This window comes from Boudabousia tangfeifanii (genome assembly GCF_001856685.1).
In the GTDB taxonomy this organism is placed as follows: Bacteria; Actinomycetota; Actinomycetes; order Actinomycetales; family Actinomycetaceae; genus Boudabousia; species Boudabousia tangfeifanii.
Window position 1 is genome coordinate 1,579,091 of record NZ_CP017812.1, and the last position, 24,931, is coordinate 1,604,021.

The 24,931-nt window shown below is 52.2% G+C and carries 18 protein-coding genes and 1 riboswitch; of the genes, 4 read left to right on the forward strand and 14 right to left on the reverse strand.

Going from position 1 to position 24,931, the window contains the following annotated elements; translation table 11 throughout:
- Positions 1 to 43: 43 nt before the first annotated feature.
- The 3 genes from pta (at position 44) to BK816_RS06510 (ending at position 5,142) form a co-directional block, all read left to right on the forward strand.
- Positions 44 to 1,657 (forward strand): phosphate acetyltransferase, encoded by a 1,614-nt coding sequence (gene pta / locus BK816_RS09135; RefSeq protein ID WP_083379128.1) that lies wholly within the window; start codon positions 44 to 46, stop codon positions 1,655 to 1,657.
- Positions 1,658 to 1,691: 34 nt separating this feature from the next.
- On the forward strand, positions 1,692 to 2,876 hold the full coding sequence (locus BK816_RS06505; RefSeq protein WP_071164445.1) for an acetate/propionate family kinase: 1,185 nt from the start codon (positions 1,692 to 1,694) through the stop codon (positions 2,874 to 2,876).
- A gap of 166 nt (positions 2,877 to 3,042) precedes the next feature.
- Positions 3,043 to 5,142 (forward strand): NAD(+) synthase, encoded by a 2,100-nt coding sequence (locus BK816_RS06510; RefSeq protein WP_071164446.1) that lies wholly within the window; start codon positions 3,043 to 3,045, stop codon positions 5,140 to 5,142.
- Positions 5,143 to 5,229: 87 nt separating this feature from the next.
- Here BK816_RS06510 and BK816_RS06515 read toward each other — a convergent pair whose 3' ends face one another.
- The 6 genes from BK816_RS06515 to BK816_RS06540 form a co-directional block, all read right to left on the reverse strand.
- Positions 5,230 to 6,696: a hypothetical protein gene (locus BK816_RS06515; RefSeq protein ID WP_071164447.1), complete on the reverse strand. Its 1,467-nt coding sequence runs from the start codon at positions 6,694 to 6,696 to the stop codon at positions 5,230 to 5,232.
- Between the two features lie 120 nt (positions 6,697 to 6,816).
- The gene (gene metE, locus BK816_RS06520) at positions 6,817 to 9,141 is read right to left on the reverse strand and encodes a 5-methyltetrahydropteroyltriglutamate--homocysteine S-methyltransferase (RefSeq protein WP_071164448.1); all 2,325 of its coding nucleotides are present in this window, start codon (positions 9,139 to 9,141) and stop codon (positions 6,817 to 6,819) included.
- A gap of 42 nt (positions 9,142 to 9,183) precedes the next feature.
- Positions 9,184 to 10,164 (reverse strand): methylenetetrahydrofolate reductase, encoded by a 981-nt coding sequence (locus BK816_RS06525; protein WP_170299673.1) that lies wholly within the window; start codon positions 10,162 to 10,164, stop codon positions 9,184 to 9,186.
- Between the two features lie 5 nt (positions 10,165 to 10,169).
- Positions 10,170 to 10,261: riboswitch (SAM riboswitch) on the reverse strand.
- Between the two features lie 196 nt (positions 10,262 to 10,457).
- Positions 10,458 to 11,204 carry an LOG family protein gene (locus BK816_RS06530; RefSeq protein WP_071164449.1) on the reverse strand — a complete coding sequence of 249 codons (747 nt, stop codon included), beginning with the start codon at positions 11,202 to 11,204 and terminating at the stop codon, positions 10,458 to 10,460.
- An 88-nt stretch (positions 11,205 to 11,292) separates the two neighbouring features.
- On the reverse strand, positions 11,293 to 12,384 hold the full coding sequence (gene dapE, locus BK816_RS06535; RefSeq protein WP_071164450.1) for a succinyl-diaminopimelate desuccinylase: 1,092 nt from the start codon (positions 12,382 to 12,384) through the stop codon (positions 11,293 to 11,295).
- A gap of 9 nt (positions 12,385 to 12,393) precedes the next feature.
- The gene (locus tag BK816_RS06540; protein ID WP_071164451.1) at positions 12,394 to 12,924 is read right to left on the reverse strand and encodes a hypothetical protein; all 531 of its coding nucleotides are present in this window, start codon (positions 12,922 to 12,924) and stop codon (positions 12,394 to 12,396) included.
- Positions 12,925 to 13,119: 195 nt separating this feature from the next.
- Here BK816_RS06540 and BK816_RS06545 point away from each other — a divergent pair, with 195 nt between their 5' ends.
- Positions 13,120 to 14,859, forward strand: coding sequence for a phospho-sugar mutase (locus tag BK816_RS06545; protein ID WP_418214805.1), 1,740 nt, complete (start codon positions 13,120 to 13,122; stop codon positions 14,857 to 14,859).
- 233 nt (positions 14,860 to 15,092) lie between these two features.
- Here BK816_RS06545 and BK816_RS06550 read toward each other — a convergent pair whose 3' ends face one another.
- From BK816_RS06550 to BK816_RS06585, 8 genes are all read right to left on the reverse strand, one after another.
- Complete coding sequence (locus BK816_RS06550) at positions 15,093 to 16,508, reverse strand: chloride channel protein (RefSeq protein WP_236842311.1); 1,416 nt, start codon at positions 16,506 to 16,508, stop codon at positions 15,093 to 15,095.
- Between the two features lie 87 nt (positions 16,509 to 16,595).
- Positions 16,596 to 17,249 carry a deoxyribose-phosphate aldolase gene (gene deoC / locus BK816_RS06555; protein WP_071164453.1) on the reverse strand — a complete coding sequence of 218 codons (654 nt, stop codon included), beginning with the start codon at positions 17,247 to 17,249 and terminating at the stop codon, positions 16,596 to 16,598.
- Between the two features lie 83 nt (positions 17,250 to 17,332).
- The gene (gene putP / locus BK816_RS06560; RefSeq protein WP_071164454.1) at positions 17,333 to 18,832 is read right to left on the reverse strand and encodes a sodium/proline symporter PutP; all 1,500 of its coding nucleotides are present in this window, start codon (positions 18,830 to 18,832) and stop codon (positions 17,333 to 17,335) included.
- A 240-nt stretch (positions 18,833 to 19,072) separates the two neighbouring features.
- Complete coding sequence (locus tag BK816_RS06565) at positions 19,073 to 20,371, reverse strand: thymidine phosphorylase (RefSeq protein ID WP_071164455.1); 1,299 nt, start codon at positions 20,369 to 20,371, stop codon at positions 19,073 to 19,075.
- Between the two features lie 19 nt (positions 20,372 to 20,390).
- Positions 20,391 to 20,792: a cytidine deaminase gene (locus BK816_RS06570; protein WP_071164456.1), complete on the reverse strand. Its 402-nt coding sequence runs from the start codon at positions 20,790 to 20,792 to the stop codon at positions 20,391 to 20,393.
- Positions 20,789 to 22,081: an ABC transporter permease gene (locus tag BK816_RS06575; RefSeq protein ID WP_071164457.1), complete on the reverse strand. Its 1,293-nt coding sequence runs from the start codon at positions 22,079 to 22,081 to the stop codon at positions 20,789 to 20,791. The genes BK816_RS06570 and BK816_RS06575 overlap by 4 nt, the downstream gene beginning before the upstream one ends.
- A complete protein-coding gene (locus BK816_RS06580) occupies positions 22,078 to 23,325 on the reverse strand; it encodes an ABC transporter permease (protein WP_071164458.1) in 1,248 nt (415 codons plus the stop codon). Before BK816_RS06580 ends, BK816_RS06575 begins: the two co-directional genes overlap by 4 nt.
- Positions 23,322 to 24,866 (reverse strand): ABC transporter ATP-binding protein, encoded by a 1,545-nt coding sequence (locus BK816_RS06585; RefSeq protein WP_071164459.1) that lies wholly within the window; start codon positions 24,864 to 24,866, stop codon positions 23,322 to 23,324. Before BK816_RS06585 ends, BK816_RS06580 begins: the two co-directional genes overlap by 4 nt.
- Positions 24,867 to 24,931: the final 65 nt, after the last annotated feature.

A 24,931-nucleotide genomic window follows, 5' to 3' on the forward strand; every position in this document is an offset into this window, starting at 1 on the left:
CACTAACATAAGGGCTGTAAAGGTAATCTACCCCGTGGGAAGGATGACTAAGGTGCAAAGCCTGTCTGTACTAACTCTTACCCCGGTAGCATCGCGTGACGCGATCGCTGTCGGCCTGGCCGAACTAATCGAACGCCAAGGGAAGGAAGTGAATCTCTGGCGCACGGTGGGAAAGCCTCGTCCTAGTGAAGTTTTCGGCGACATTCTCCCAGTAGCTTCTTACGCAGAAGTGCTTGAGAATCGTGATGCTGCTTTGGAAAAGGTAGTTGAATACAGCCGCGGCCTATCCGGTTTCTCTTTGGCTCTAGGTTCCAACTTTGAAGGTATGAATGGTTGGGACGAATTCGGCTTCAATGCCGAGGTTGCCGCTAACGCAGCGACTCCAGTGCTTTTGGTACTTTCTAAGGCTGCTGGTTGCCCTTGCAAGTCCTCGCGCGCAGCTGCCGCTTCCTTAGCTCAGGCTCACGCTACCTTGGCTGGCATTTTGGTAGTTGACTGCCCTGAACCTGCCGTTCAGGCCGCTCATCTTGGAGAAAAACTAGCTGATCTTAATGTGCCAGTAATCGCTGCTGGTCAGATTGAAACCGCCGAGGCCGCTGCCACCTTGCGGGCCGCTTTCGGCGAACACCTCGACCGCGTTTTGAACGCTGAAGTCAACCCAATCACCACCCCACTACAGTTCCAGTTGGGTTTGGTGGAACAGGCTCGCAAGCAAAAGACCACCATCGTTTTGCCAGAACCTGATGACGATCGTATCTTGCGCGCTACCGAACAGCTTTTGGCTGCTGATGTTGCCAACATTGTGTTGGTTGGCGAAGAAGCTCAGGTGCGTGCTCGTGCTACTGAACTTGGCCTCAATATTGAGGGCGCCAAGGTCGTTTCGAACCACGACGAAGAACTCGTGGAAAAGTACGCTACCGAATACGCTAAGCTCCGCGAAAAGAAGGGCATGACCCTAGAAAAGGCTCGCGAAGTTGTCCAGGATGTTTCCTTCTTCGGCACCATGATGGTTTACTTTGGCGATGCTGACGGTATGGTCTCGGGCGCTGCTCACACCACCGCTCACACCATTGTGCCTTCTTTCCAGACCATTAAGACCAAGCCTGGCACTGCCATCGTTTCCTCGGTCTTCTTGATGTTGATGCCAGATCAGGTTCACGTCTACGGTGACTGCGCCGTCAACCCGAACCCAACCCCAGAACAGTTGGCTGACATCGCTATCTCCTCGGCTCAGACCGCTCGTGATTTCGGCATTGATCCGAAGGTAGCCATGATCTCCTACTCCTCCGGCGATTCCGGTTCCGGCCCAGACGTTGATGCGGTTAAGGAAGCAACTCGTTTGGCCAAGGAAAAGGCTCCTGAGCTCGTCCTCGACGGTCCACTCCAGTTCGACGCCGCCTACGACCCAACCGTCGCTGCCGCGAAGATGCCGAACTCCCCTGTGGCTGGTCAGGCCAACGTTTACATCTTCCCCTCCCTGTCCGTGGGTAACGCCCTTTACAAGGCCGTGCAGCGCACCTCGGGCGCTACCGCAGTTGGTCCAGTTCTCCAGGGCTTGAAGAAGCCAGTAAACGACCTTTCGCGTGGCGCTTTGGTTGAAGACATTGTTAACACCGTAGTAATCACTGCGGTCCAGGCACAAGCTCACTTGCAGTGAGCTAACCGCTTAGTAGTAAAAGAAAGATTTATTGATGACTGCAGCAACTGTTCTAGTTATTAACTCTGGTTCCTCCTCCATTAAGTACCAGTTGGTCGATCCCGCAGCTGGCACCTCGCTCGCTTCGGGTTTGGTTGAACGTATTGGGGAAGAAACCGGTCACATTGAGCACAAGTACGGTGAAACCGTAAAGGAAATCGACGGCCCAGTTCCCGATCACGGCGATGGTCTACGCAAGGTCTTGGCCTTGTTTGACGAGGTCGGCCCGAAGCTTTCGGAAGCTAACATCGTCGCTGTCGGCCACCGTGTCGTTCAGGGGGGTAAGTACTTCTCTGGCCCAGCCATTATTGACGAGGCCGTAGAACAGAAGATCCGCGACCTGTGCCCACTTGGCCCACTTCACAACCCTGCTCACCTCAAGGGCATCGATGTGGCCCGCGAGCTCATGTCGAATGTGCCTCACGTAGCTGTTTTCGACACCGCTTTCTTCCAGGGTCTACCTGATGAAGCTGCCACCTACGCCTTGAACAAGGAAGTTGCCGATAAGTACGAGATCCGTCGCTACGGCGCTCACGGCACCTCCCACCAGTTCGTTTCTGGCGCTGCTTCCGAATTCCTTGGTCGCGATGATCTCAAGCAGATCGTTTTGCACCTTGGCAACGGCGCTTCCGCCTCAGCCGTAGTCAATGGCAAGGCCGTTGACACCTCGATGGGCCTGACCCCACTCGAAGGTTTGGTCATGGGTGGCCGTACTGGCGATATCGACCCAGCCGCAGTGTTCCACTTGGTGCGCGAAGCCAAGATGTCGGTCGAAGAAATCGACAACTTGTTCAACAAGCAGTCCGGCCTCAAGGGTTTGACTGGCGACAATGACATGCGTGGCGTTCGTGAACGCGCTGAAGCTGGCGAAGCTCAGGCTCGCCTTGCCTTGGACGTTTACCTCCACCGCTTGCTCAAGTACGTTGGTTCCTACACCGCCGTCATGGGTGGCCTAGACGCCATCACCTTCACTGCAGGTGCCGGCGAGAACGACAGCCACTTGCGTGCCGAGTTGGTCGCCCGCCTCGCTCCATTCGGGGTGAAGTTGGACGAAGAAAAGAACAATGTTCGCTCCAAGGAAGCACGGGAAATCTCCACTCCGGACTCCACTGTCCGCGTCTTGGTTATCCCCACCAACGAAGAATTGGCGATTGCTCGCCAGGCTATGACTTTGGTGTGAAAACACCCTAGTTTAACTTCGCGTCTCTGACGCCAAAACCGCTACCGGACTTGGTCCGGTAGCGGTTTTGTTTTCCCCTTTAGGCACGTGGTACTTCACTAGCCGAGCTCGTCCTCGGCTAGCATATTTTCTCCCGAAAACTTGCGCCTCGTGGCATAATCAAAGCATGCATTTCAACAATATTTATCGTCATGGTTTTGTTCGAGTCGCAGCGGTTACCATGCCTTTGGTGCCTGCTCAGCCAAGCAAAAATGCGCAGACTATTATCGAAATTGCTAAGGAGCTCCATGAAAAACAGGTAGCTTTAGCAGTTTTCCCTGAACTTTGTATGAGTGGCTATGCCATTGACGATTTATTGTTGCAAGATCGCCTAACCAACAGTGTCGAGGACGGTCTAGCGCAGATTTGTGCTGAAACTAAAGATTTAATGCCTCTCCTTGTCATTGGGGCCCCGGTGTTAATCAACCGCCGTTTGTATAACTGTGCGGTGACCATTCACCAAGGTGAAGTTTTGGGGATCACGCCAAAGACTTACCTGCCTAACTATCGAGAATTCTACGAGAAGCGTCATTTTACTTCCGGTCATGAACTTCGCGGGCCACAGTATCTAGAGCGCTTTGCCGGTACTGATGAGGTGCTAGTTGGACAGCTCATTTTCAACTGTGACAACCTGCCTGATTTTGTACTCTTTAACGAAATCTGTGAAGACATGTGGGTACCGGTACCGCCATCGTCTGCGGCAGCTTTACATGGGGCCACCATTTTGACCAATATGTCTGGTTCGCCCATCACCGTGGGCAAGTCGGCCTCGCGTCATTTGCTGTGCCAGTCCCAGTCCGAACGTTGCAATGCGGCCTACGTTTATGCGGCTGCTGGGGAGGGTGAATCTACCACCGACTTGTCGTGGGACGGACAAACCATGATCTACGAAAGTGGACAGTTACTGGCCCAGTCCGAGCGCTTTGTTACCGGTGTGCATTACTCTTTGGCTGATATTGACGTCGCGAAGATTGCTGCCGAATATCGTCGCAATGGTTCCCTCGATGACAATCGCCGAGTCTTGGCCGATTTAACGAGCGATGAGGCGGGCGATAATCTTCGCTTGCCGCACTCCTTGGTCAATTTCTCCCTGTCAGTGCCCGAAGGCGAAGTCCCCTTCCTCAATCCGGTTGATCGATTCCCATTCGTGCCAAATGATGAAAGTCAGCTGGCACAAGATTGCTATGAAGCCTACTCGATTCAAGTCCATGGCCTGATTAAGCGCCTTAAGGCGATTGGGGACGCTAAAGTTGTGATTGGGGTTTCTGGGGGTCTTGATTCTACCCATGCCCTGATTGTGGCTGCGCGCGCGATGGACTTGATGGGTCGTCCTCGGACCGATATTTTGGCATACACCATGCCCGGTTTTGCGACCTCGGCACGAACCAAGTCGAATGCGGAAAAGCTCTGTGAAGGTCTTGGCGTTAGCTTCGAAACGATTGATATTCGTCCCGCAGCTACCCAGATGCTTAAAGACTTGGGGCACCCGTACCATCCGGGGGTAACCGACGACTCGGTCTACGACGTGACCTTTGAAAATGTGCAGGCTGGTTTGCGCACCGACTACCTCTTCCGCTTGGCCAACCACTTGGGTGGCATTGTCTTGGGCACCGGCGACTTGTCCGAACTTGCCTTGGGCTGGTGTACCTATGGGGTGGGCGACCAAATGTCTCACTATGGAGTCAATACTGGCGTGCCCAAGACTCTGATCCAGCATTTGATTCGCTGGGTAGTAGCAGATCGTCAGTTTAACGATGAAACTAACGAAGTTTTGCTCTCCATTTTGGACACCGAGATTTCCCCAGAATTGATTCCCGCAAAGGAAGGCGAAAAGCCGCAATCCACCCAAGACAAGATCGGCCCTTACGCCTTGCAGGATTTCAATCTGTTCTACCTATTACGCCACGGCTTCGAACCTTCCAAGATTCTATTCTTGGCTAACTCTGCATGGAACCAGGCCGAGGTCGGAGATTGGCCACGAGACTACCCGCAGGAAGACCGTATTGCCTATTCTCCGCAAGAGGTTTACCGCTGGTTGCGTTTGTTCCTCTGGCGTTTCTTCGCGAACCAGTTCAAGCGTTCTGCCCTACCTAATGGCCCCAAGGTGCTAGCGGGCGGAGCCTTGAGCCCCCGTGGCGATTGGCGGATGCCTTCTGATGTCTCTGCTCATGAATGGGTAGCAGAACTTGATCGGGCAGCTACCGAGCTAGGCCTTGACGTCAACTAAGAATACCAACCACTTTTGCCCCCACTTGGGTGGGCGAGGATAGACCCAACTTAGTAATCGGCTGCTGGTTTTTCAATCGGCAGCCGATTAGAAGTTTCTAATCTTATTTACCACACCGGTGATATTTCCATCTTCATCTACCCTCAGATTTTGCATGTAGATAGTTACTTTGCCTTCTTCGTAATGGCCGGACTGACGGGCAGGAACCTGAATTTCAACATGATTAAAAGTGTTCAGGAATCTAGTGTCCCAGCTGGCCTGATCAAACAGGTAACGGACCGTTAATTCTTTATTAAGAGCAAACGGCTCAGGACAGCCCCATTTATTTTCCGATTTGTTATTGCATTTCTTCAGGTACTGTTCTGCGAGTATTCCGGCAGTCCGTTTCAATTTTTCGGTAGGTTTAGGATGATCCGCCCTTTGCACGTACTTCATGGCAGACTTTGCTAGCGAAATGTCTTGCTTTTCCCCATTTTCATAGAACCCATTAGGCCAGGTTTCTTGCACCTGATAAGTCCCCGGGTAAACATAGAACCTTAAGCCGATCGATCGCTCTGCCGTTTGTAAGGCCAATGCGGGACTTTCCTTCACATTTGGACGGTGCAGCCTAACTGTAGTGGTCTGGTTGCCATGTTTGATTTCATACTCGGGAAAAATAGCCGCCACGGTGATAAAAGGAACATAAAGTACTGGGAGAATCGTCGTATCGTGTAGCAACCAACCTTTATCGTTCTGCACAAAAGAAAATACAGCTCTATTTTGGTCCAAAAATGGTGTCGAAAAATGACAAATTACCCGAGCTTGTCGCACCTTATTTGGCACTAACACCAACTGTTCAGGCTGCTTCTGAAAAATTTCTACCTGCCACTTAGCCGGATCACAAGATAGCTGGGACCAATCAACCGATTTATCTGGAAAGGCCTCAAGCAGTTCTAAGGAACGTGGACGCAACCTAAAATCTTGTTTCAAAGCATCAATATTCCATGCTTGTAAATGAGAAACGATAGTTTTGGCAGTCTCGATGGCTTCTGTTTCCGTTAGTGCCTGCGCCTTTTTAGAAAGAAATTTAGCTTTACCAAAATCAGTATGTTTAACCGCCTTTTCAGCTCTTTGCCGGTTTACTTCCCCGTTCGATGAGGAGAAATATGCATAAGTATCATTCGCTCTGCCTAGATAAAAACGCTCATATGCGCTAGAGAAGAATGGAAGGATAGAGCCAGAAAAGTAATATCCTAACGCAATAATGATGACCAGATAGGTGAAACCATATTTCTTCAAGTGTTGACCAAGAGTTCTGCGAAAAGCCCTGCGCCTGATTTTCCAGTCAATCTTAGCGAGGGTGGCTTCATCAAAGTCACCAGTCATTGGATCATACCCATAAGAGTGCTCTTCTGCTTCCATTCCAGATAAGGAACGGTTTGCTGCTGATTCGGTTTCAGCATTAACCGGGGGCTTTGTAATTTTTGCTTCGCTCTTTTTGGGATCTCGATGCGATTTTCGCGAGCTAGCGGGGTCGGGCGAAAAGTTCCCTGAAAATGGCGACCATTTCCCCATCGGCTTCTCCTTCTATCGCAACAATCCTGTGCCCAATTCTAACGGTTGTTAGGTGAAGATACGTTTTGACGCCCTCGGTCAATCTTTCCGAGGGCGTCAAAACTGGCTTGATTCTAACTCTTAGAGAGTTTCACGCACTGCCTTAGCAGCAGCCACCATATTGGCCAAGGCTGGCTCAACTTCGGCATAACCGCGGGTCTTCAAGCCGCAGTCTGGGTTGACCCAAAGCGCCTTAGCTCCGAGCGCATCAACCGCGGCCTGCAAGAGAGTGGTTTGTTCTTCCACCGAAGGAATGCGAGGCGAGTGGATATCGTAGATACCTGGGCCTAGCTGACGACCGAAACCGTGCTCGGCCACTGCTGGCAGAATATCCATGCGCGAACGAGAAGCTTCAATCGAGGTAACGTCCGCATCCAAGTGATCGATTGCGTCGACGACTACGTTGAATTCGGAGTAGCACAAGTGAGTGTGGATCTGAGTTTCATCCGACGCGCCACCGGTAGCCAAGCGGAAGGAATCAACCGACCACTTGAGGTATGCCGGCCGGTCTGCCGCCCGCAGTGGGAGGAGTTCGCGAATCGCTGGCTCATCTACCTGCACCACGTTGATGCCGGCCTCTTCTAGGTCAGCGATTTCGTCGCGCAAAGCCAATCCTAGCTGGTCAGCAACCTGACCCTTTTCTTCGTCATCACGAACGAAGGACCAAGCCATGATGGTGACCGGACCCGTAAGCATGCCCTTCATCGGCTTGTCAGTCAAGGAAGCCGCATAAGCCGACCATTCGGTGGTCATTGGAGCCGGACGGGTAATATCGCCCCAGAGAATCGACGGACGGGTGCAACGCGAACCATAGGACTGGACCCAACCGTGCTGGGTGGCACTGAAGCCTTCCAAAAGTTCGGCAAAGTACTGCACCATGTCATTACGTTCCGCTTCGCCATGGACGAGGACGTCCAAGCCGAGTTCTTCCTGCAACTTGACCACGTGGGCGATTTCGTCCTTCATGGCCTGCTGGTAATCAGCATCCGAAAGCTTGCCGGCGCGGTGTGCAGCGCGGGCAGCGCGGATTTCCTTGGTCTGTGGGAAGGAACCAATCGTGGTGGTGGGCAATGGTGGGAGTCCCAGTTTGGCCGAGGCCACTGGCTCACGCTCTTCATAAGGGGTACGAGTACGATCGGCATCGCTGACCTGGGCCACACGTTCACGAACTTCAGCACGCTTGACGCCAGGGTGGTTAGCACGTTCTTCACGCAAACGACGATCGAGTTCGAGTTCGGCCTGAACGGCATCCTCGCCCTCGGCTAGCAAACGAGCGAGTACCTGTACTTCGCCCACCTTCTGGTCAGCAAAAGCCAACCAAGAGCGGAGCTGCTCATCAAGAGCGGTTTCGCGCTCAACGTTATGAGGCACGTGCTGCAAGGAAGTCGAAGTGGCAACAACTAGCGGAGTGTTTTCTGGCAAGGCAGCCTTCACCTGAGCAAGCTTTTCGGCAGCCACGTCAAGGTTGGTGCGCCAAATGTTACGGCCAGAAACCACACCAGCCACAACGGTCTTGCCACCAAGTTCAGCCAAGGCCTCGGCTGCTGGGACTTCGCCTGCCACCAAGTCAAGGGCCACACCTTCAATGAAAGTAGGGGCCAAAATCGGCAAGTACTCTTCAATCGAACCGTAAGTGCCGGCAACCAAAATCTGAGGACGCTCTACAATCGCGCCCAGCCAAGAGTATGCTTCCTTCACTGCTTGGGCAATGGCGTAGCCATCAACTTCCCAAGTATCGCTGGCCAAAGCTGGCTCGTCCAACTGTACCCACTGGGCACCAGCAGCCTGCAGATCCATGAGCAGGTGGCCATAGGCATGGAGCACATCGCCCAAACGATCTAGCGGCGAGAAACCTTCCTTAGCGTCATCGCTGGCCTTAGCAAGCAACAAGTAGGTAACTGGACCAACTACCACTGGGCGTGGAGTGACACCTGCAGCCACTGCTTCACGCACCTGGTTGGCGAGGTTCTTGCCAACATAGTCAATCTTGGTATTTTCGTCGATTTCGGGAACCAAGTAGTGGTAGTTCGAATCAAACCACTTGGTCATTTCCTGAGCTGCCAAATCACCCTTACCGCGGGCTAGGGTGAAGTAGGCGTCGAGGTCGAGGGAGCCGTCCTCGGCCAACAAATCCTGGAATCGAGGAGGTACCACGCCGAGGGCGGCAGAAACTTCCAGCATCTGATCGTAGTAGGTGAAGTCAGCAATCTGGGCAGAAGGAGCAGTTAAGCCCAGTTCTGCTAGGCGGTCGCGAGTCTGCTGGCGTACTTCCTGTGCGGCAGTTTCCAAAGCCGCCTGGTCGCTCTTGCCGGCCCAGTAGGATTCGAGGGCCCGCTTGAGTTCACGATTGGCACCGATGCGAGGGTAGCCCAAGATAGTGGCTTGGGGTAATGGTTGATTCGTCATTTTCTTCCTTTGATTATGTTGGTGATGTTGTCGAAATGGTCTTTATAAAACTGGGGGGAGGCGACGCAAGCACTGGGCTAGTAACTCATCGTTTGCCAGATTTTCGAGGTCGGTTTGGGGCCGCCACTGCCGTACTCGCAGATACTCGAGAATATCCAAAGCTGGTCTGGTGCGATTGAAGGTGTAGAGGTGGATGCCGGGGGCGCCGGCGTCCAGCAGGTCGGCAATGAATTCCAAGGTGGCTCGAATGCCGTGGCGGGTCCGCAACTGTGGATCCGGTTCGGTTAGCAAGGTGCGAAGTTTTTCAGGCACCTCTACCCCAGTCAATCCTTGTAGCCGGTTCAATCTTTTCAGATCGGTAAAAGGGATTACACCCGGCACAATCGGGAGGTTGATTCCGCGGTAGGCGCAGGAGTCTAGTAGCTGCTGGTAGTCTGCCGATTCAAAAAATACTTGGGTGATAGCCCAGTCGGCACCCGCGGCAGCTTTTTGCCCTAGCGCGTCAAGAGTATCTTCGCGAGCTGCGGGGGAACCGGCAGGATAGGCGGCGACACAAATGTCGATAGCTTTGGCGTCTCCCAAGTGTGACTGGGAGGTTTCACGCAATAGATGTACCAGTTCGGAGGCATAGTTTAGTCCTCCGGTGGGAGCTTTCCATTCGGTTTCTCCACGCGGCGGGTCACCACGAAGGGCTAAAAAGTCACGGACGCCTTGGTCCATCATGCGCTTAATCAGGTCAGCTAGCTCACTGCGAGTTCGCTGTACACAAGTCAGATGAGACAAGGTGGGCAAACCGGCGGCTTGGACTTCTTTGATCACTTCTAGTGAGCCTTCGGCGGCACTGCCACTAGCCCCGAAGGTAACCGAGGCATAGTCAGGAGCGATTGCTAGGAGTCGATGAATTTGTGTCCAAGTGCTGGAATCTGGAGAAGGCTGACGCGACGGAAAAAGTTCAAACGAGACCACCGGACGGCCTTTGTCGTTAGGCCGCGGTGCCTGTCGGTAAAGTTTTGCGATAGTCAAGGTTTCCTCCATCGATTCTGGCGGAAGCACCCGCAAGCAGTTGCTCGGGTTGCTGCGGCGTCAAGGAGCCAGATCTCTCAGCCGCTCTGGATGGTTGCCTCATGCTAACACAAGAACACACTAAGGCACAAATTCAAAACGGGGTTTCAATACCCATAGCTTCAGTCTGGAAGTACCCGCTCACCCTCCCCCTAAAGGTCAAATCTCCAGCAACCTAAAATTAAAAAGTGGGACGAAAAACTCGAATCTGAGTATTCGTCCCACTATGCAGGAAATCCTAGTTTTTATCTGACTTATTGCTGTTCGCGGTCCTTAGCGATTGCCGCTAAAACCGTTGCTACCGCCTCTTGAGGAGTATCAACCAACTGAAGTAGATCGTCCTCGTTATCACTAATCATGCCCGCTTGGAGCATCGTGGTACGAATCCACTCAAGCAAACCGCTCCAGTAGGCTTTGCCCACCAGCACGATCGGGAAGTGCCGTACCTTCTTGGTTTGCACTAAGGTGGTGGCTTCGAACAATTCGTCCAAAGTTCCAAAACCACCTGGCATCACAATAAAGCCAGAAGAATACTTTACGAACATGGTCTTACGAGCAAAGAAGTAGCGGAAGTTGATCCCTAAATCCACCCATTGGTTCATCCCTTGTTCGTGTGGCAGTTCAATCCCTAAACCGACAGAACGACCGCCACCTTCGAGGGCACCACGGTTAGCTGCTTCCATGACCCCAGGTCCCCCACCGGTAATTACCGCATAGCCTGCTTGTGCCAAAAGCTTCCCCACTTCGCGAGCCTGCTGGTAGGATTCCTCTGTTTCTGGGGTACGGGCAGAGCCGAAGACTGACACTGCCGGACCAAGTTCTGCCAAAGCTCCGAAACCTTCAATGAACTCAGATTGGATGCGCATTACCCGCCAAGGGTCCGAATGCAACCATTCAGCATCGTCACCAGTAGCCAACAAACGTTCATCGGTAGTTTGCTTGGGAATCATCTTCCCCCGCAGAATCGTGGGGCCTTTCAAATAAGCATCACGCTTTTCCATTTGTCTGCTCCTTTCCGAAGCTCAAACACCAACCTTGGTGCGGGCAGAACCCTAGTTAAATAATTCTGTCAGGATTTAGATAGTTTTGCTAGCTCAACCAGTTACGTAGCACTGCTTCGCAATGCTCTAATTGCGAAACCGGACAGGCCTCTTCGTCGGTGTGGCACAGCATAGGGTCACCTGGTGCGAAATTTACGGCAGGAACCCCCAGTTGACTAAAACGAGAGACATCGGTCCAGCCATACTTTGGGCCAACCAATCCCCCGGCTTTTTCAACCTCTGACACAAATTCTTGCGCTAGTGGCGCGTCTAGGCCCGGTCTGGCGCCCTCGGAAAGGTCTTCAAGTTCCAAGTCGTACTCGAAATCCGCCAACCAATCCTGCAATCTCGCTAGTGCAGTTTGTCCGTCACATGCAGGGGCAAATCGATAGTTAACTGTCACGACGCATTCATCTGGAATCGAGTTCTTGGCAATACCGCCAGTAATCCACACTACCGACAAGGATTCACGGTATTCCAGCCCATCAACCATCACCGGAGGCAAATCAACTTGTTCGATTCGATTGATTAGCCGAGCAGCTTTATGAATGGCATTATCACCTTTCCAAGCTCGGGCCGAATGAGCCGCCTTACCCCGAACTTTTAAGCGAACACGCAAAGTTCCGTTGCAACCGCCCTCGAGATTTCCAGCAGTCGGTTCACCCAAAATGGCAAAATCCGCTGCCATTAGCTCCGGACGACTCTGACTTAACTTTCCGAGGCCGTTTTTCTCGGCTTCTACTTCCTCATGGTCATAGAAAATGTAGGTGATATCGTACTTCGGTTCAGTTAAGGTTTTGGCCAAATACGCAAAAGTAGCTAGGCCACTCTTCATGTCCACGCTGCCGCGGCCCCACAAATGGGTCTCGCCCTCGATTTGCCGCCACTGTGCTGGCACGTTATTGGTATTTTCGCTGATCGGCACAGTGTCGGTATGCCCCGCTAAAACTACTCGTTTTTCCCTGCCCAAATTGGTGCGCGCAACTAGCACCTGCCCCACCTTGGTCATCTCCAAATGATTAGTATCTGCTAGATACTTTTCCAAGAATTCGGTAATTTCAGCTTCTTCGTCCGAAACTGAGCGAATCGAGACGAGGTCAAAGGCTAGTTTTGCTAAATCGTTGTCAGTGGTCAAAACCATCACCTGTCTTTACTTACGAAATTCCAATAGACGCCAAGCTCCGATGGAATCAGGAGCAAACTCGATAGTTACTTTCGCAGGCAGAGTCTGAACCGGAACTACCAGTCGCGTTAATCCACTGCCATCACCTTTTAGTTCTTTAGGTTCCTCTTGGTTGAGAGTCAACTTCGCCTGGCCTTCCCCCACAAATTCCAAAACCACCGCGGTAGTTTGAGCATCTTGGGCGAAATCGAAAGTAGTTGGAGTTACGCTTTGAACCAGCTTGATTTCCTTGGGCACCACGTTACTACCCTCAGCCAGATTCATATTGACTGGTTCCTCAGCTAAGGTTTTTCGCATCTTAGCGATCTTCCCTAAAGTTTTTTGAACGTCATCAACATCCGATTTGGCCGCTTCTTTCGGAGTTTGTTTTACTGCCGGATAAAAATCGTTTTTCCCGATGTCTTCACAACCTGCTAGGCCAAAGGCAGCAGAACCAACTAGCAATACGGTGAGGGCAACACGACCAGCTTTTCGTGGCCGGTTTAGACCTTGTTTCATCTCTACTCCAGTTAAAGCAAAATATTCTGTTCCCATATTAGCAGGACAAGATGAGGTCACAGTGAGCTTAGCGCAGGGTGGAATCTTAGCGTTTAGCTTAGGTTTCTAACGATTTATTGGGATAATGAATCATCTGTTATTTGGTCTCATTCCATCCATTTTGGATTCTGAGAAAGAAAGACAAGGAGGCCCTAGGTGGCTAACAAGATTGATGAAAAAGCAATCGAAACTTGGATTGCCGGCGAAGTCGATGCTGACGATCGTCAGACTCTAACCGATATGCTTGCGGCCGCAAAGAGTGGTGATGAGGCAGCTGCGACGGAACTGGCTGACGCCTTTAGCGGTGAGTTAACTTTCGGCACTGCCGGTTTACGTGGCCGCTTAGGCGCTGGCCCTAACCGGATGAACCGCTCTGTAGTAGTTCGAGCAGCCGCCGGCCTTTGCGCCTATTTGGCCGAAACAGTTGGACCAGATTTTGAAATTGTAGTCGGCTATGACGCTCGATATGGTTCAGCTCAGTTTGCCAAGGACACCTGTGCAGTTGCGACTGCGATGGGCGGTAGGGCACTCTTGCTGCCTCGGGCGCTCCCCACCCCGGTGACTGCCTATGCTTTGAAATATATGGGTTCAGATGCGGCTGTCATGGTTACTGCCTCCCACAATCCTCCCAAGGACAATGGCTACAAGGTTTACCTCGGAGGGCGGGCAGTTTCTGGCAGTGGTCAGGGCGCCCAGATTGTGCCACCAGCCGATAAAGAGATCTATGCCAAGATTCAGGCAGCTCCCGCAGCTAACCAAATTCCCCTAGCCGAGGACGGCTGGCGAGTACTAGGTGAAGATATTGTTGAATCTTATATTGCCCAAGCAGTTTCCTTAGCTGCCCCGGGACCAAAGGATCTCAAGATCGTTTTGACCTCCATGCACGGTGTGGGCGGAGAACCAGCAATGGCTGCTCTGCACCAAGCTGGTTTTACTCAGGTTGAAGTGGTCCCAGAACAGCATGAACCAGACCCTGATTTCCCCACGGTTTCCTTCCCTAACCCTGAGGAGCCAGGCGCCCTCGACCTCGCCCTTGCGTTGGCAGCAAAAACTGATGCGGACTTAGTGCTGGCCAATGATCCAGATGCTGACCGTTGCAGCGCCGCGATTAAGGACGTGGATAACCCAGGTCAGTGGCGTCAGCTGACTGGCGATGAAATCGGCTCCCTTTTGGGCTGGCAAGCAGCAGAGTTCTACGCTGAAAATGCCGCCCAGGCAAAAGAAGATGACCTTCACCCATTTGCCCCAGCAGCGGTTGGCACCTTAGCTTGTTCAATCGTTTCGTCTCGACTTTTGAGTCAAATCGCCAAGTCTCATGACATGAACTTTGCTGCTACCCTAACTGGTTTTAAGTGGATCTCTCGCGCCGAGAACCTAGTTTTCGGTTACGAAGAAGCAATCGGTTTCTGTGTTGATCCATCTCATGTACGCGACAAGGACGGTATCAGTGCCTGTCTGCGTCTGGCTTCGTTAGCCCAAGTCCTCAAACGTGAAGGCCGCACCTTGCAAGATCTACTAGATGATCTGGCTCGCGAACATGGTTTGTATGCCACCGCCCCGCTTTCGATCCGAGTTGAGGATTTGAGCTTGATTGCCAAGGGAATGAAGAATCTTCGCGAAAACGGTCCAAAGACCTTAGCCGGTTCTAAAGTAGTTGAATACTTCGACCTCGTTAATGGTTACCAAGGCCTACCCGGCACTGATGGTTTACTATTCCGCACCGAGGACAACGACCGAGTGATTGCTCGCCCATCGGGTACCGAGCCCAAGCTAAAGTGCTACTTGGAAGTCGTAATGCCAGTTAAGGCCGACGATGACCTGTCACAGGTACGTAAAGCTGGTGCAGCTCGTTTGGACCAGATTAAACAGGATATGCGTTCTGCCCTAGGTATCTAGTCTAAGTGCTTTGGCGCCCCAGAAATCTTTATCCATCAAGTTTCTGGGGCGCCAATCGCTATTCTCCAAAGCAAAGAAGAATCATTGAATATTCAAGGGCAACTAGCGCTTAACGCCTTACTCTAAGCGCCTGCCGTCAAAAGTTACCCTTGTCTTTTTCTTGCCGTTAACCTGAGTGAAGGTGGGAAGAAGCTTTCCTTCCCACCTTCCGATTCAGTCTAGGTTGATAACTGTTAATTATCTTCCTGGCGTTCCTTCTTCTGCGCGGCTTTTCGCACTTGCTGGGCGCGGGCGCCCGAACGATTAACTTTCTGACCCGAAGAAGTCTTTCGGGTTATCCCCCGCCCGACTTGTCTTGCCGCTGAGGGTATGTAATGCACGTATTCTCGGAACTTACCAAGGTTTAGAGACTTTTCGTACCGGTGTGACAACTGGTCGTAAATCGGCTCGCACTTGAGCACAGTTGCAATCAACATGCTGATTGCGCAAGCCCCAAGCATAGGAGGCAGCATAGTGGGGTTGCCGGTCATTTCAGTAACCAAGATTAGACCGGTAACAGGAGCACGGACAGTCGCGGCAAAGAACGCTGCCATCCCAACCATGGCTAAGGCTTTGACCGAGGGCGGATTGCCAGGCTGGAGCTGTTCGGCTACTAGGCCAACAATCTCCCCGGCGGTAGTCCCAATCACCAGCATGGGAGCGAAAAGACCGCCCGGGGTAGCTGCCGCATAGCAGATAGGCCCTAGGATGAAGCGAATGAAGAAAATTCCCAGAACAAAAAGCAGGGTACCGTGTCCCCAAAGAGCTTCCTGGGTAAGGTTGTCACCGCCGCCAACAAGCTCTGGCGCAAACCAACCAATCAGGGCAATCACGACTGCCACCGAACCAGCACGGATCCATACTGGGAGGTCTAGAGTGTCCATGAACTTAAGGCAGAACATAACGTAGTTATTGTAGATAACTCCGATAAAACCGCAGACAATGCCAACGGCTACTACCCATGGGATATGCAAGTGTTGGGGGTTTGGAATCGCTCCAATTTTAAAGTCCGTCCCGTCGCCGACAAGCAAAGTCGAGGTAAGGAAGCCGCAGCTCGAGGCGGTCAAGGTCGCTAAAGAGGTTCGAATATCAAACTTCTTAACCAGTTCTTCCAAGATGAAAACGCCACCGGCGATCGGGGCATTGAATGCGGTTGCCAGACCGGCAGCAGCACCCGCACCGACTAAGACTCTAAGATCTTCTTTACTTAAATGGAAGATTTTGTTAAGAGTAACTGCGACAGATCCACCCATTTGAACTAGCGGACCTTCGCGACCAAGCATCATGCCAGAGCCAATCGCTAGAATCCCGCCCATGAACTTTACTGGCAAGATGCGCGAGCGCCCGGGCGAAATATGTCCGGCTACTACTGATTCAACTCGAGGAATACCGCTGCCTTCGGCATGGGGTTCAACATAGCGAACCAAAGCGGCAGCTAGCACGATTGAGATTACAGACACAACGAAGTAAATGGTGAAACCACCAAAGTCAATCTCTGCAGCCCAATCTGCCGCGAAGAGTCGGAACTCAGACGCTAGGTGAAGACAAATTCGGAAAGTTGCCGCAACAATCCCAGTAAATAACCCAACCAGTGCTGCAATTGCAGTCAAAAGAAAGAGGTCTAGTGTTGCCGCGGAGGGGGCGTGGCGAAATTTCACACCCAAGATCCTTTCTGCTTAGAAGCCGGTTGGGACTAGTTAGTTACCTGCTAGTTCAGCCAAGATTTTAGCCGAGGCCGACAATCCCAATCGATTTGCTCCTGCAGAAACCATTTCCAAGGCAGATTCTGCGGTACGAATCCCACCTGAAGCTTTCACGCCCATCTGCGAGCCCACGGTTTCGCGCATTAACTTAACAGCATGTACCGAGGCGCCACCTGCTGGGTGGAAACCGGTAGAAGTTTTCACAAAGTCCGCACCAGCCGCTTTGGCCGCTTCACAGCAACCGACGATCTGGGCATCATCCAAGGCAGCAGATTCGATGATGACCTTCAAAACATTGGTACCAACTGCTGCTTTCACGGCAGCAATTTCAGCTTGTACCAAGTCAAAGCGTCCCTCGAATACCTGTCGCAAGTTGACGACCATATCGACTTCATCGGCTCCCTTAGCGATAGAATCAGCAGCTTCTGCCACTTTAACTAGCGCCGCGTGCGCCCCCGAAGGGAAACCACAAACAGTTGCTAAGTGCAGCTGCGGAGGAACGACTACTGGTAGCTGATTAGGGCTAACACAGACCGAGTAGCAACCGAGCTTTGCGCCCTCGGCCACCAATTCTTGGACCTGAGCAGCAGTTGCAGTGGGGGCCAAAAGTGTGTGATCAATCAGGGCGGCAAGTTCAGCAGCGTTCACGGTATTCTCCTATCGATGTGCAGTTCCGCCTAGATTTTACTCTGATTAGCGGAAAAATGACACCCTTTTGGGGGCTAAGCGCCTCACTTTTCGGCAAATTTAGCGGCAGCTAAACGGTTACCTTCATCGAATAGTTCATCCATCTTCGCATTTGGACGATAGGTGAGCTTTGAAACGACCATGGCGATCACTAGGTTGACGATGAAGCCTGGCAAAATTTCGTAGATGTCGAAGATGCCACCAGTTAGCTGTTTCCAGACAATCACGGTGATTGCCCCGCCAACCATGCCCGCAATCGCACCGGTGGACGAAAGCTTGCGCCAGTAGAGGGAAAGAATGATGGTCGGACCAAATGAGGCCCCGAACCCTGCCCAAGCAAAGGCTACAAGCAACAAAATGGTGTCGGATGGATTCCAGGCAAGTAGCATTGCCACCATAGCCACAATGAAGACGGCGACGCGGCCGATAATCACACCATAGTTACCCGAGAGATCTTTCTTGGTAAATACGCGATAGATATCTTCTACTAGGGCTGAGGAGGTCACGAGCAACTGGCTAGAAATGGTGGACATAATCGCGGCTAGAATCGCGGCCAACATAAAACCAGCGATTAGTGGGTGGAACAATAGCTGACCGAGGGCGATAAACACGGTTTCAGCATTTTCTAGATTGTTTCCTTTAGCGGTGTAGGTGGCGATGCCAACTAGAGCAGTCATGCCTGCCCCAACGACGGCTAGGAGCATCCAGCCAATGCCGATCCGACGCCCAGCGATTGCTTCTTGCGGGTTACGCAAAGCCATAAAACGCACCAAGATGTGGGGCTGTCCGAAATAGCCTAGCCCCCATGCCAACGAGGAAATAACCCCAACCGCAGTGGCGCCGGCAGTAAAGGAAAGCAAATCTGGGTTTACCGAAGTTACTGCGTTGAATAGGTTGTTTACTCCCCCAAGTTCAATAATGCCTACCAGCGGCACCATTACTAGCGCAGTAACCATCATGATGCCCTGTACCAAGTCAGTCCACGATACTGCCAAGAAGCCACCAACCATGGTGTAGAGCAAGGTAATGAAAGCAACGAGTACCAGCCCTAGACGGTAGTCTAAACCGAAGGAAGACTCGAAGAAAACGCCGCCAGAAACCATGCCCGAAGAAACGTAGAAAGTGAAGAACAACAGAATAATAATGCCGGAAGTAATCCGAATATAGTGTTTGCCTTCTGCTAGTCGATTCGAAATGAAGGAAGGAATCGTAATCGCATTCGAAACCACTTCAGAATGGGCCCGCAAACGAGGAGCGATGTAACGCCAGTTAAGCCAAGCGCCGACCGTCAGACCGACCGCAATCCACATTTCTTGGACGCCAGAAACGAAGATAGCGCCCGGAAGCCCCATGAGCAGCCAGCCGGACATATCGGAAGCACCTGCCGAAAGAGCCGCAACTGCGGGACCAAGCCCACGGCCTCCAAGCATGTAGTCATCAAAGCTAACAGTCTTACGGTAAGCCCATAGACCAATCAAGACCATAGCGGTCAGGTAGACGACCATGGCGATCGCCTGGAAAACCAGCGGTGAAAAGGTAAACATGGAGGCTCCTTAAATGTGAAGGCGGGCACGATTTTAGAGTTACTATACCATATCTTAACTTTTTACCAACTACAAGAAACCGCTTATTTGCAAGCAAAAGTCCCAAGTAGAAATATTTGCATCAAGAATGCTATATTATCTAGTTGGGACTTTTGTCGCACCTAGAGGGCTTAAATTAGAGTTCTTTTAACTATTCTCTTTAAAAAAGCTCTCTTTTCTGCCCATGTTAGTTAGCCAAAATTAATGATTGCTGACTCGTCCAAGTTCGGTGCCCGCAGCTACGATGCCGCCCTCGACCGGTCCTGCAGAGATCTTTACGGCCGCCGACAATTCAGCCAAAGCCGCTTCAAATTTTTCGGGGGTATCAGTATGCAGCGTAAATAGTGGACTACCAGCTGTAATCTGTTCACCGGGCTTGGCATGGATCTCTACTCCTGCACCCGCTTGCACACTGTCACTTTGGCGCTCTCGCCCAGCACCTAGCCGCCATGCAGCCAAGCCCACCTGCAGAGCATCCATTGAAACAATCGTGCCAGACTCAGAAGCTTGCACCTGCTCAGTATGCCTCGCCACCGGCAATGGAGCGTCTACCTCGCCGCCTTGCGCCAGAATCATTTCGCGCCATTTGTCCATCGCCCGACCGTCTTGTAAAGCCGCTCGCACACCACTGGCATCTTTCCCGGCAGCCTGAATCATTTCTTCAGCTAATCGCACGGTCAAATCGACCACGTCTGCAGGTCCACCACCGGCCAAGACCTCTAAAGATTCACGCACTTCTAAGGCATTACCAACAGTTAAGCCTAACGGTGTGTTCATGTCAGTGAGCAGCGCGGTCGTTTTAACCCCGAAATCTGCCCCCAAATCAACCATGGTCTGCGCTAATTCTTTTGCCTGGGACTCTTCTTTCATGAAAGCGCCAGATCCGACCTTCACGTCGAGCACTAGGGCAGCTGTCCCCTCGGCAATCTTCTTCGACATGATCGAGGACGCGATTAGCGGAATCGTGGCGACGGTGGCAGTAGTGTCACGTAAAGCGTAAAGCTTGCGATCAGCTGGGGCTAAATCAGCGCCGGCCGCACACACCACTGCTCCCGGCCCGTGATCTAGTAGCTGGAAGATTTCATCATTTGAAAGATTTGCGCGCCAACCAGGGATGGCTTCCAATTTATCGAGAGTGCCCCCGGTATGTCCTAGTCCTCGTCCCGAAAGCTGGGGGACGGCAACTCCAAAGGCAGCCACTAGTGGCCCGAGCGGCAAAGTGATCTTATCGCCAACTCCCCCAGTGGAATGTTTGTCTGCAGTAGGTTTGCTCAATGAAGAGAAATCTAGCCGTTTACCAGAGGCCAACATGGCGGCTGTCCAAGCCTTAATCTCTTCTCGGTTCATTCCTTTTAAGAAGATAGCCATGGCTAAGGCAGACATCTGTTCATCGACTACTTCACCTTTGGTGTAAGCGTCAATAGTCCAGTTGATTTCTTCTTCAGTTAGTTCATGCCCATCACGTTTTTTGGCGATCACATCTACGGCAGCAAACTTCATCGTTACACGCCTCCTTGGCTTAGCGACTAGTCAGGTGGTCCGGTCCGAATGCTTCGGGCAGAACCTCATTCATAGTTTTTAATCCGGAAGGCATTTTGAGTACCAGTTCCGGCCCTCCATGCTCATACAAGAGCTGTCGACAACGACCACAAGGGACCAAAAGGTTTCCTTGTCCGTCAACGCAGAGGAAAGCTACCAGTTTACCACCACCGGTTAACTGAAGTTGACTGATTAAGCCGCATTCAGCACAGAGGGTGGCACCATAAGCCGCGTTTTCCACGTTGCAACCGGAGACAATCCGGCCGTCCTCGGTTAAAGCGGCGGCCCCAACCTGGTACTGAGAATATGGCGCATAAGCCTGCTGCATTGCTTTGGTAGCAACTGCTAGCAGCTCCTCCCATTGCACTTCGCTTAGGCTCATTCTGGGTAGGCCTTACCTTCTGCTGCCGGAGCACGCACAGCACCGACGAAACCAGCAACTGCTAGAACGGTAACCACGTAAGGCAACATGAGCATGTATTCGGCAGGAAGCGGCGAACCAACTGCCTGCATCACTGAGCCGAGGTTAGTGGCAAAGCCGAACAAGAGAGCCGCGGCAACTGCCCCCTTAGGGTTCCAGCGACCAATAATCATGGCGGCTAGGGCGATGAAGCCGTTACCACTAGACATGTTCTTGGAGAACGCCAAGGAAGCACCAAGGGTGAAGAAGGCACCACCAAGGCCGGCAAGAGCGGAAGCCGCAATAACGTTAGTCCAACGCATGCGGTTCACCTTGATGCCAACCGTGTCAGCTGCCTTTGGATGCTCACCACATGCGCGGGTGCGTAAACCCCACTTGGTGTGGAACAAAGCCCACTGCAAACCGATAACTGCTACGTACATCAGATAAACCAAAATACTTTGGTTGAAGAATAGCGGCCCCAAGAAAGGAATATCGGCTAGGAATGGGATCCGAAGCTTAGGTAATGAGACGACTTGGTTGAGGGTCGGGCTGGACTTTAGCACTGTGGAGTACATAAAAGAAGTTAGCCCTAAAACCAGCATGTTCAAAACCACGCCAACAATAATGTGGTCAGTACGTAGCTTAACGGTGAACAAAGCAAGCAGAACGCCAACTAAAGCACCACCTAGAGCTGCGCCCAAAAGACCGACATACGCGTTATTGGTAAGCGACGCGACAACTGCTCCAAGGAAAGCGCCGAATAGCAACTGACCTTCAATCGCAATGTTGATTACGCCAGTGCGTTCACACACCACACCTGAAAGTGAACCATAGATCAACGGAATCGAGAGCGTCAAGGCTCCAACAAGTAGCGAAACGATTGGCATACGTGCGTCCGGCTTACCGGCCACAGTCCAAACTAGGAACGCAAGAACGAACAAAACGCCAACTACGAAGAGCGAGCCCTTCAGCTGTGGCTTGCGCGCAGCGGCCTGCTTCCAGGAGTAAGCGGCGGCAGCTAGGTTAATCAAGAAGCAGACAATCACCGTCAGTCGCGCATTGAGCACGAGATCAGGGATGTTAAACCAGCTAGTGGCACCTTCAAAGGCTAGCCGAGAAACGCCCTCGGCCCGCAAAGCTAGCAAACCGGTCAATAGTGCGAGGACGGAAGTGGTGATCGGGTCACGCAACTTCATCTTGGTTTTGATGGTAGCCACCGTTGGTTCATTTGGCAGCGACATCTGGGGGGCATTAGTTGCTTGGCTCATTTGCTGGCTCCCTTGGCAGAGGCGCTGACAGCCTGGCTGGCAGCTTTCTTGGCTTTAAAGTACTTACGAGCTTCCGAAGCGGCAATCAAAAGCACGATTACTGCTTGGGTCACTTGCACGATGTCGATAGGAATATTGGCCGAGGCTTGCATGGTAGAACCACCAGCATTGAGGGCACCAAAGAGGAGACCAGCAAGTACCGTCCCAAGTGGCCGGGAACGACCGAGTAGAGCCACGGTAATCGCATCGAAGCCGAACGAGCCGGCGGTGCCGTTGGTGAGGAAGTGTTCGGTACCAAGCACCGGAGCAGTTGCGGCCAAACCAGCTAGCGCCCCAGAGATAACCATGGTGGTGAAAATGACTCGGTTAACGTTAATACCAGCAGTAGCTGCGGCCGACGGGTTCTCACCGGCCGCACGCAGCTCAAAGCCAAAGGTAGAGCGTTCTAGCAACCACCAGACAAAGACTGCAGCCAAAAGAGCAACGATGAAACCCGCGTGCAGTCGGTAGCTACTCCCTAGAAGTGGTGGATACCAGTCGTTTTCATTGATTTGAATCGATTTAGAGGGAAGCCCGTCACCAATCAAAATCGGCAACTGCAAAAGGCGATTCAGGAACTGGAACGCAATCGTGTTGAGCATAATCGTTACGATTACTTCATTGGCTCCAACCCGAGCCTTAAGGTAACCGGGAATCGCACCCCATATCGCGCCACCAATCACGGCCGCTAGGATAGCCACAATCAGGCCAATCACCGGAGGCAGGTCGAGGTTGACCCCAACGATAGCGGCGAAAATAGCACCGAAGATCAGCTGGCCTTGGACACCAATGTTGAACAAGCCGGCTCTGAAAGCCACGGTGATGGCCAAACCGGAAATGATTAGTGGAGTGGCAAAGACTAGGGTTTCAGTGATTGGGGCGAACATGCCAGCGGCGGTGCTAGCTTGCCAGTCGAAGAGTGAACCGCGGATTAGGGAGGTAAAGAATCCGCTAAATGCGGTACCTGCCGCGGCAAAGAAGTCGGAGGGACGGGCAAAGAAGTAGCTGAGGGTCTCTTGGACTTGAGCGTTAAAGAAGACCACGAGTAGGGCGCCGATCAGGAGAGCTAAAACAATGGCTCCGGCAATCGTGCCAGCATCTGGGCTGAAGATTGACTTCATTACCCGGTTGAAGCGCGAAGGTGCCGCCGGCGTTTCGGGGCTGGACTTTGCGCCAGTTTCTTGGGCTTGGGGTTCCAGAGTCACTTGGCTTCCTCCTGAGTATTTGCTACTCGTGCTTGGGCTTGATCCAGAGGCACCCCAGCCATCATTAGGCCGAGGACGTCACGCGGGGTATTGGGAGGCACTACGCCTACCACTCGCCCGTGGTACATTACCGCAATCTTATCGGCCAAACCAACGACTTCATCGAGTTCGGTCGAAACGACCACGACTGGGATTCCCTCATCGCGTTCGCTAATAATGCGGGAGTGAACGAATTCGATCGAGCCGACGTCGAGACCGCGCGTTGGCTGAGAAACTACAAGCAGTTCTAACTTCTTCGAGATTTCACGAGCCAAAATAGCTTTTTGCTGGTTACCACCGGACAGAGTGGAGATGCGGTCGTGGATCGAAGTGACACGAACATCGAACTCTTCTCGTAGCTTTTCACAATGCTCATTAATCACTGCTGGTCGCATGTTGATGCCTTTAGCAAATGGTTCCTGATCGTATTGATCCAGAATCATGTTCTCGGCAATCGTAAAGGTGGCAATCATGCCATCGTGGGAACGGTCTTCGGGTACGAATCCGAGGCCGGAAACTAGGCGATCCTTAATCTTAAGTTTGCCGAGGTCGCGACCATTAAGGGTCAAACTGCCTGCAGCTAACTGTCGCGAGCCGAGGATGGCTTCCGTCAGTTCAGTTTGGCCATTGCCTTGAACACCCGCAATACAAAGTACTTCTCCCCCGTGAACGTCAAGAGTGACGTCATCAACGAGCCGCTGGCCGTTGTCGGAGGTTACGGTGAGATTCTTTATTTGGAAAAGGTTGTCGGTTAGTTTTGGTGCATCCTTGCGAACAGTCAGGTCAACTTCGCGACCGACCATGGCAGAAGCAAGTTCAGTTTCGGAAGCTTGGGGTGATGCGGTGCCCACGACTTTACCGCGGCGAATCACCGTAATCTGATCGGCAACTGCCTTTACTTCACGCAACTTGTGGGTAATGAGGATGATGGAGGTACCTTGTGCCCGAAGTTGGCGCATAATCTCCAACAGTTCATCTGTTTCTTGGGGAGTCAGTACCGCGGTAGGTTCGTCCAAAATCAAAACCGAAGCATCACGGCTTAGCGCTTTGATGATTTCCACACGTTGTTGTGCACCGACTGGCAGGTCTTCGATATAGGCATCGGGATCAATATCGAAGCCGAAACGATCAGAAAGTCGCTTTACTGTTTCGCGCGCTTTTGCTAAATCTAGGCTTCCAGCTTTGCCAGTAGGTTCATAGCCGAGGGCGACTGATTCAGCCACGGTGAAAACGGGCACTAGCATGAAGTGCTGGTGAACCATGCCGATTCCCGCTGCGACCGCGTCCCCCGGGCCAGAGAACTTTACTTGTTTGTCGTCGATGAGGATTTGGCCTTCATCTGGCTGATACAGACCATAGAGGATATTCATTAGGGTAGATTTACCAGCCCCATTTTCCCCTAGCAGTGCGTGGATAGTGCCTGGTTCTACCACCACATCAATATGGTCGTTAGCCACTAGCGGACCAAACACCTTAGTTATCCCGCTTAACTCCAGCTTCATACAAGCTCCCGATGTGTTCGTGTAAAAAAAACAAAGACGTGACCCTAGCATAATGCCTAGGGCCA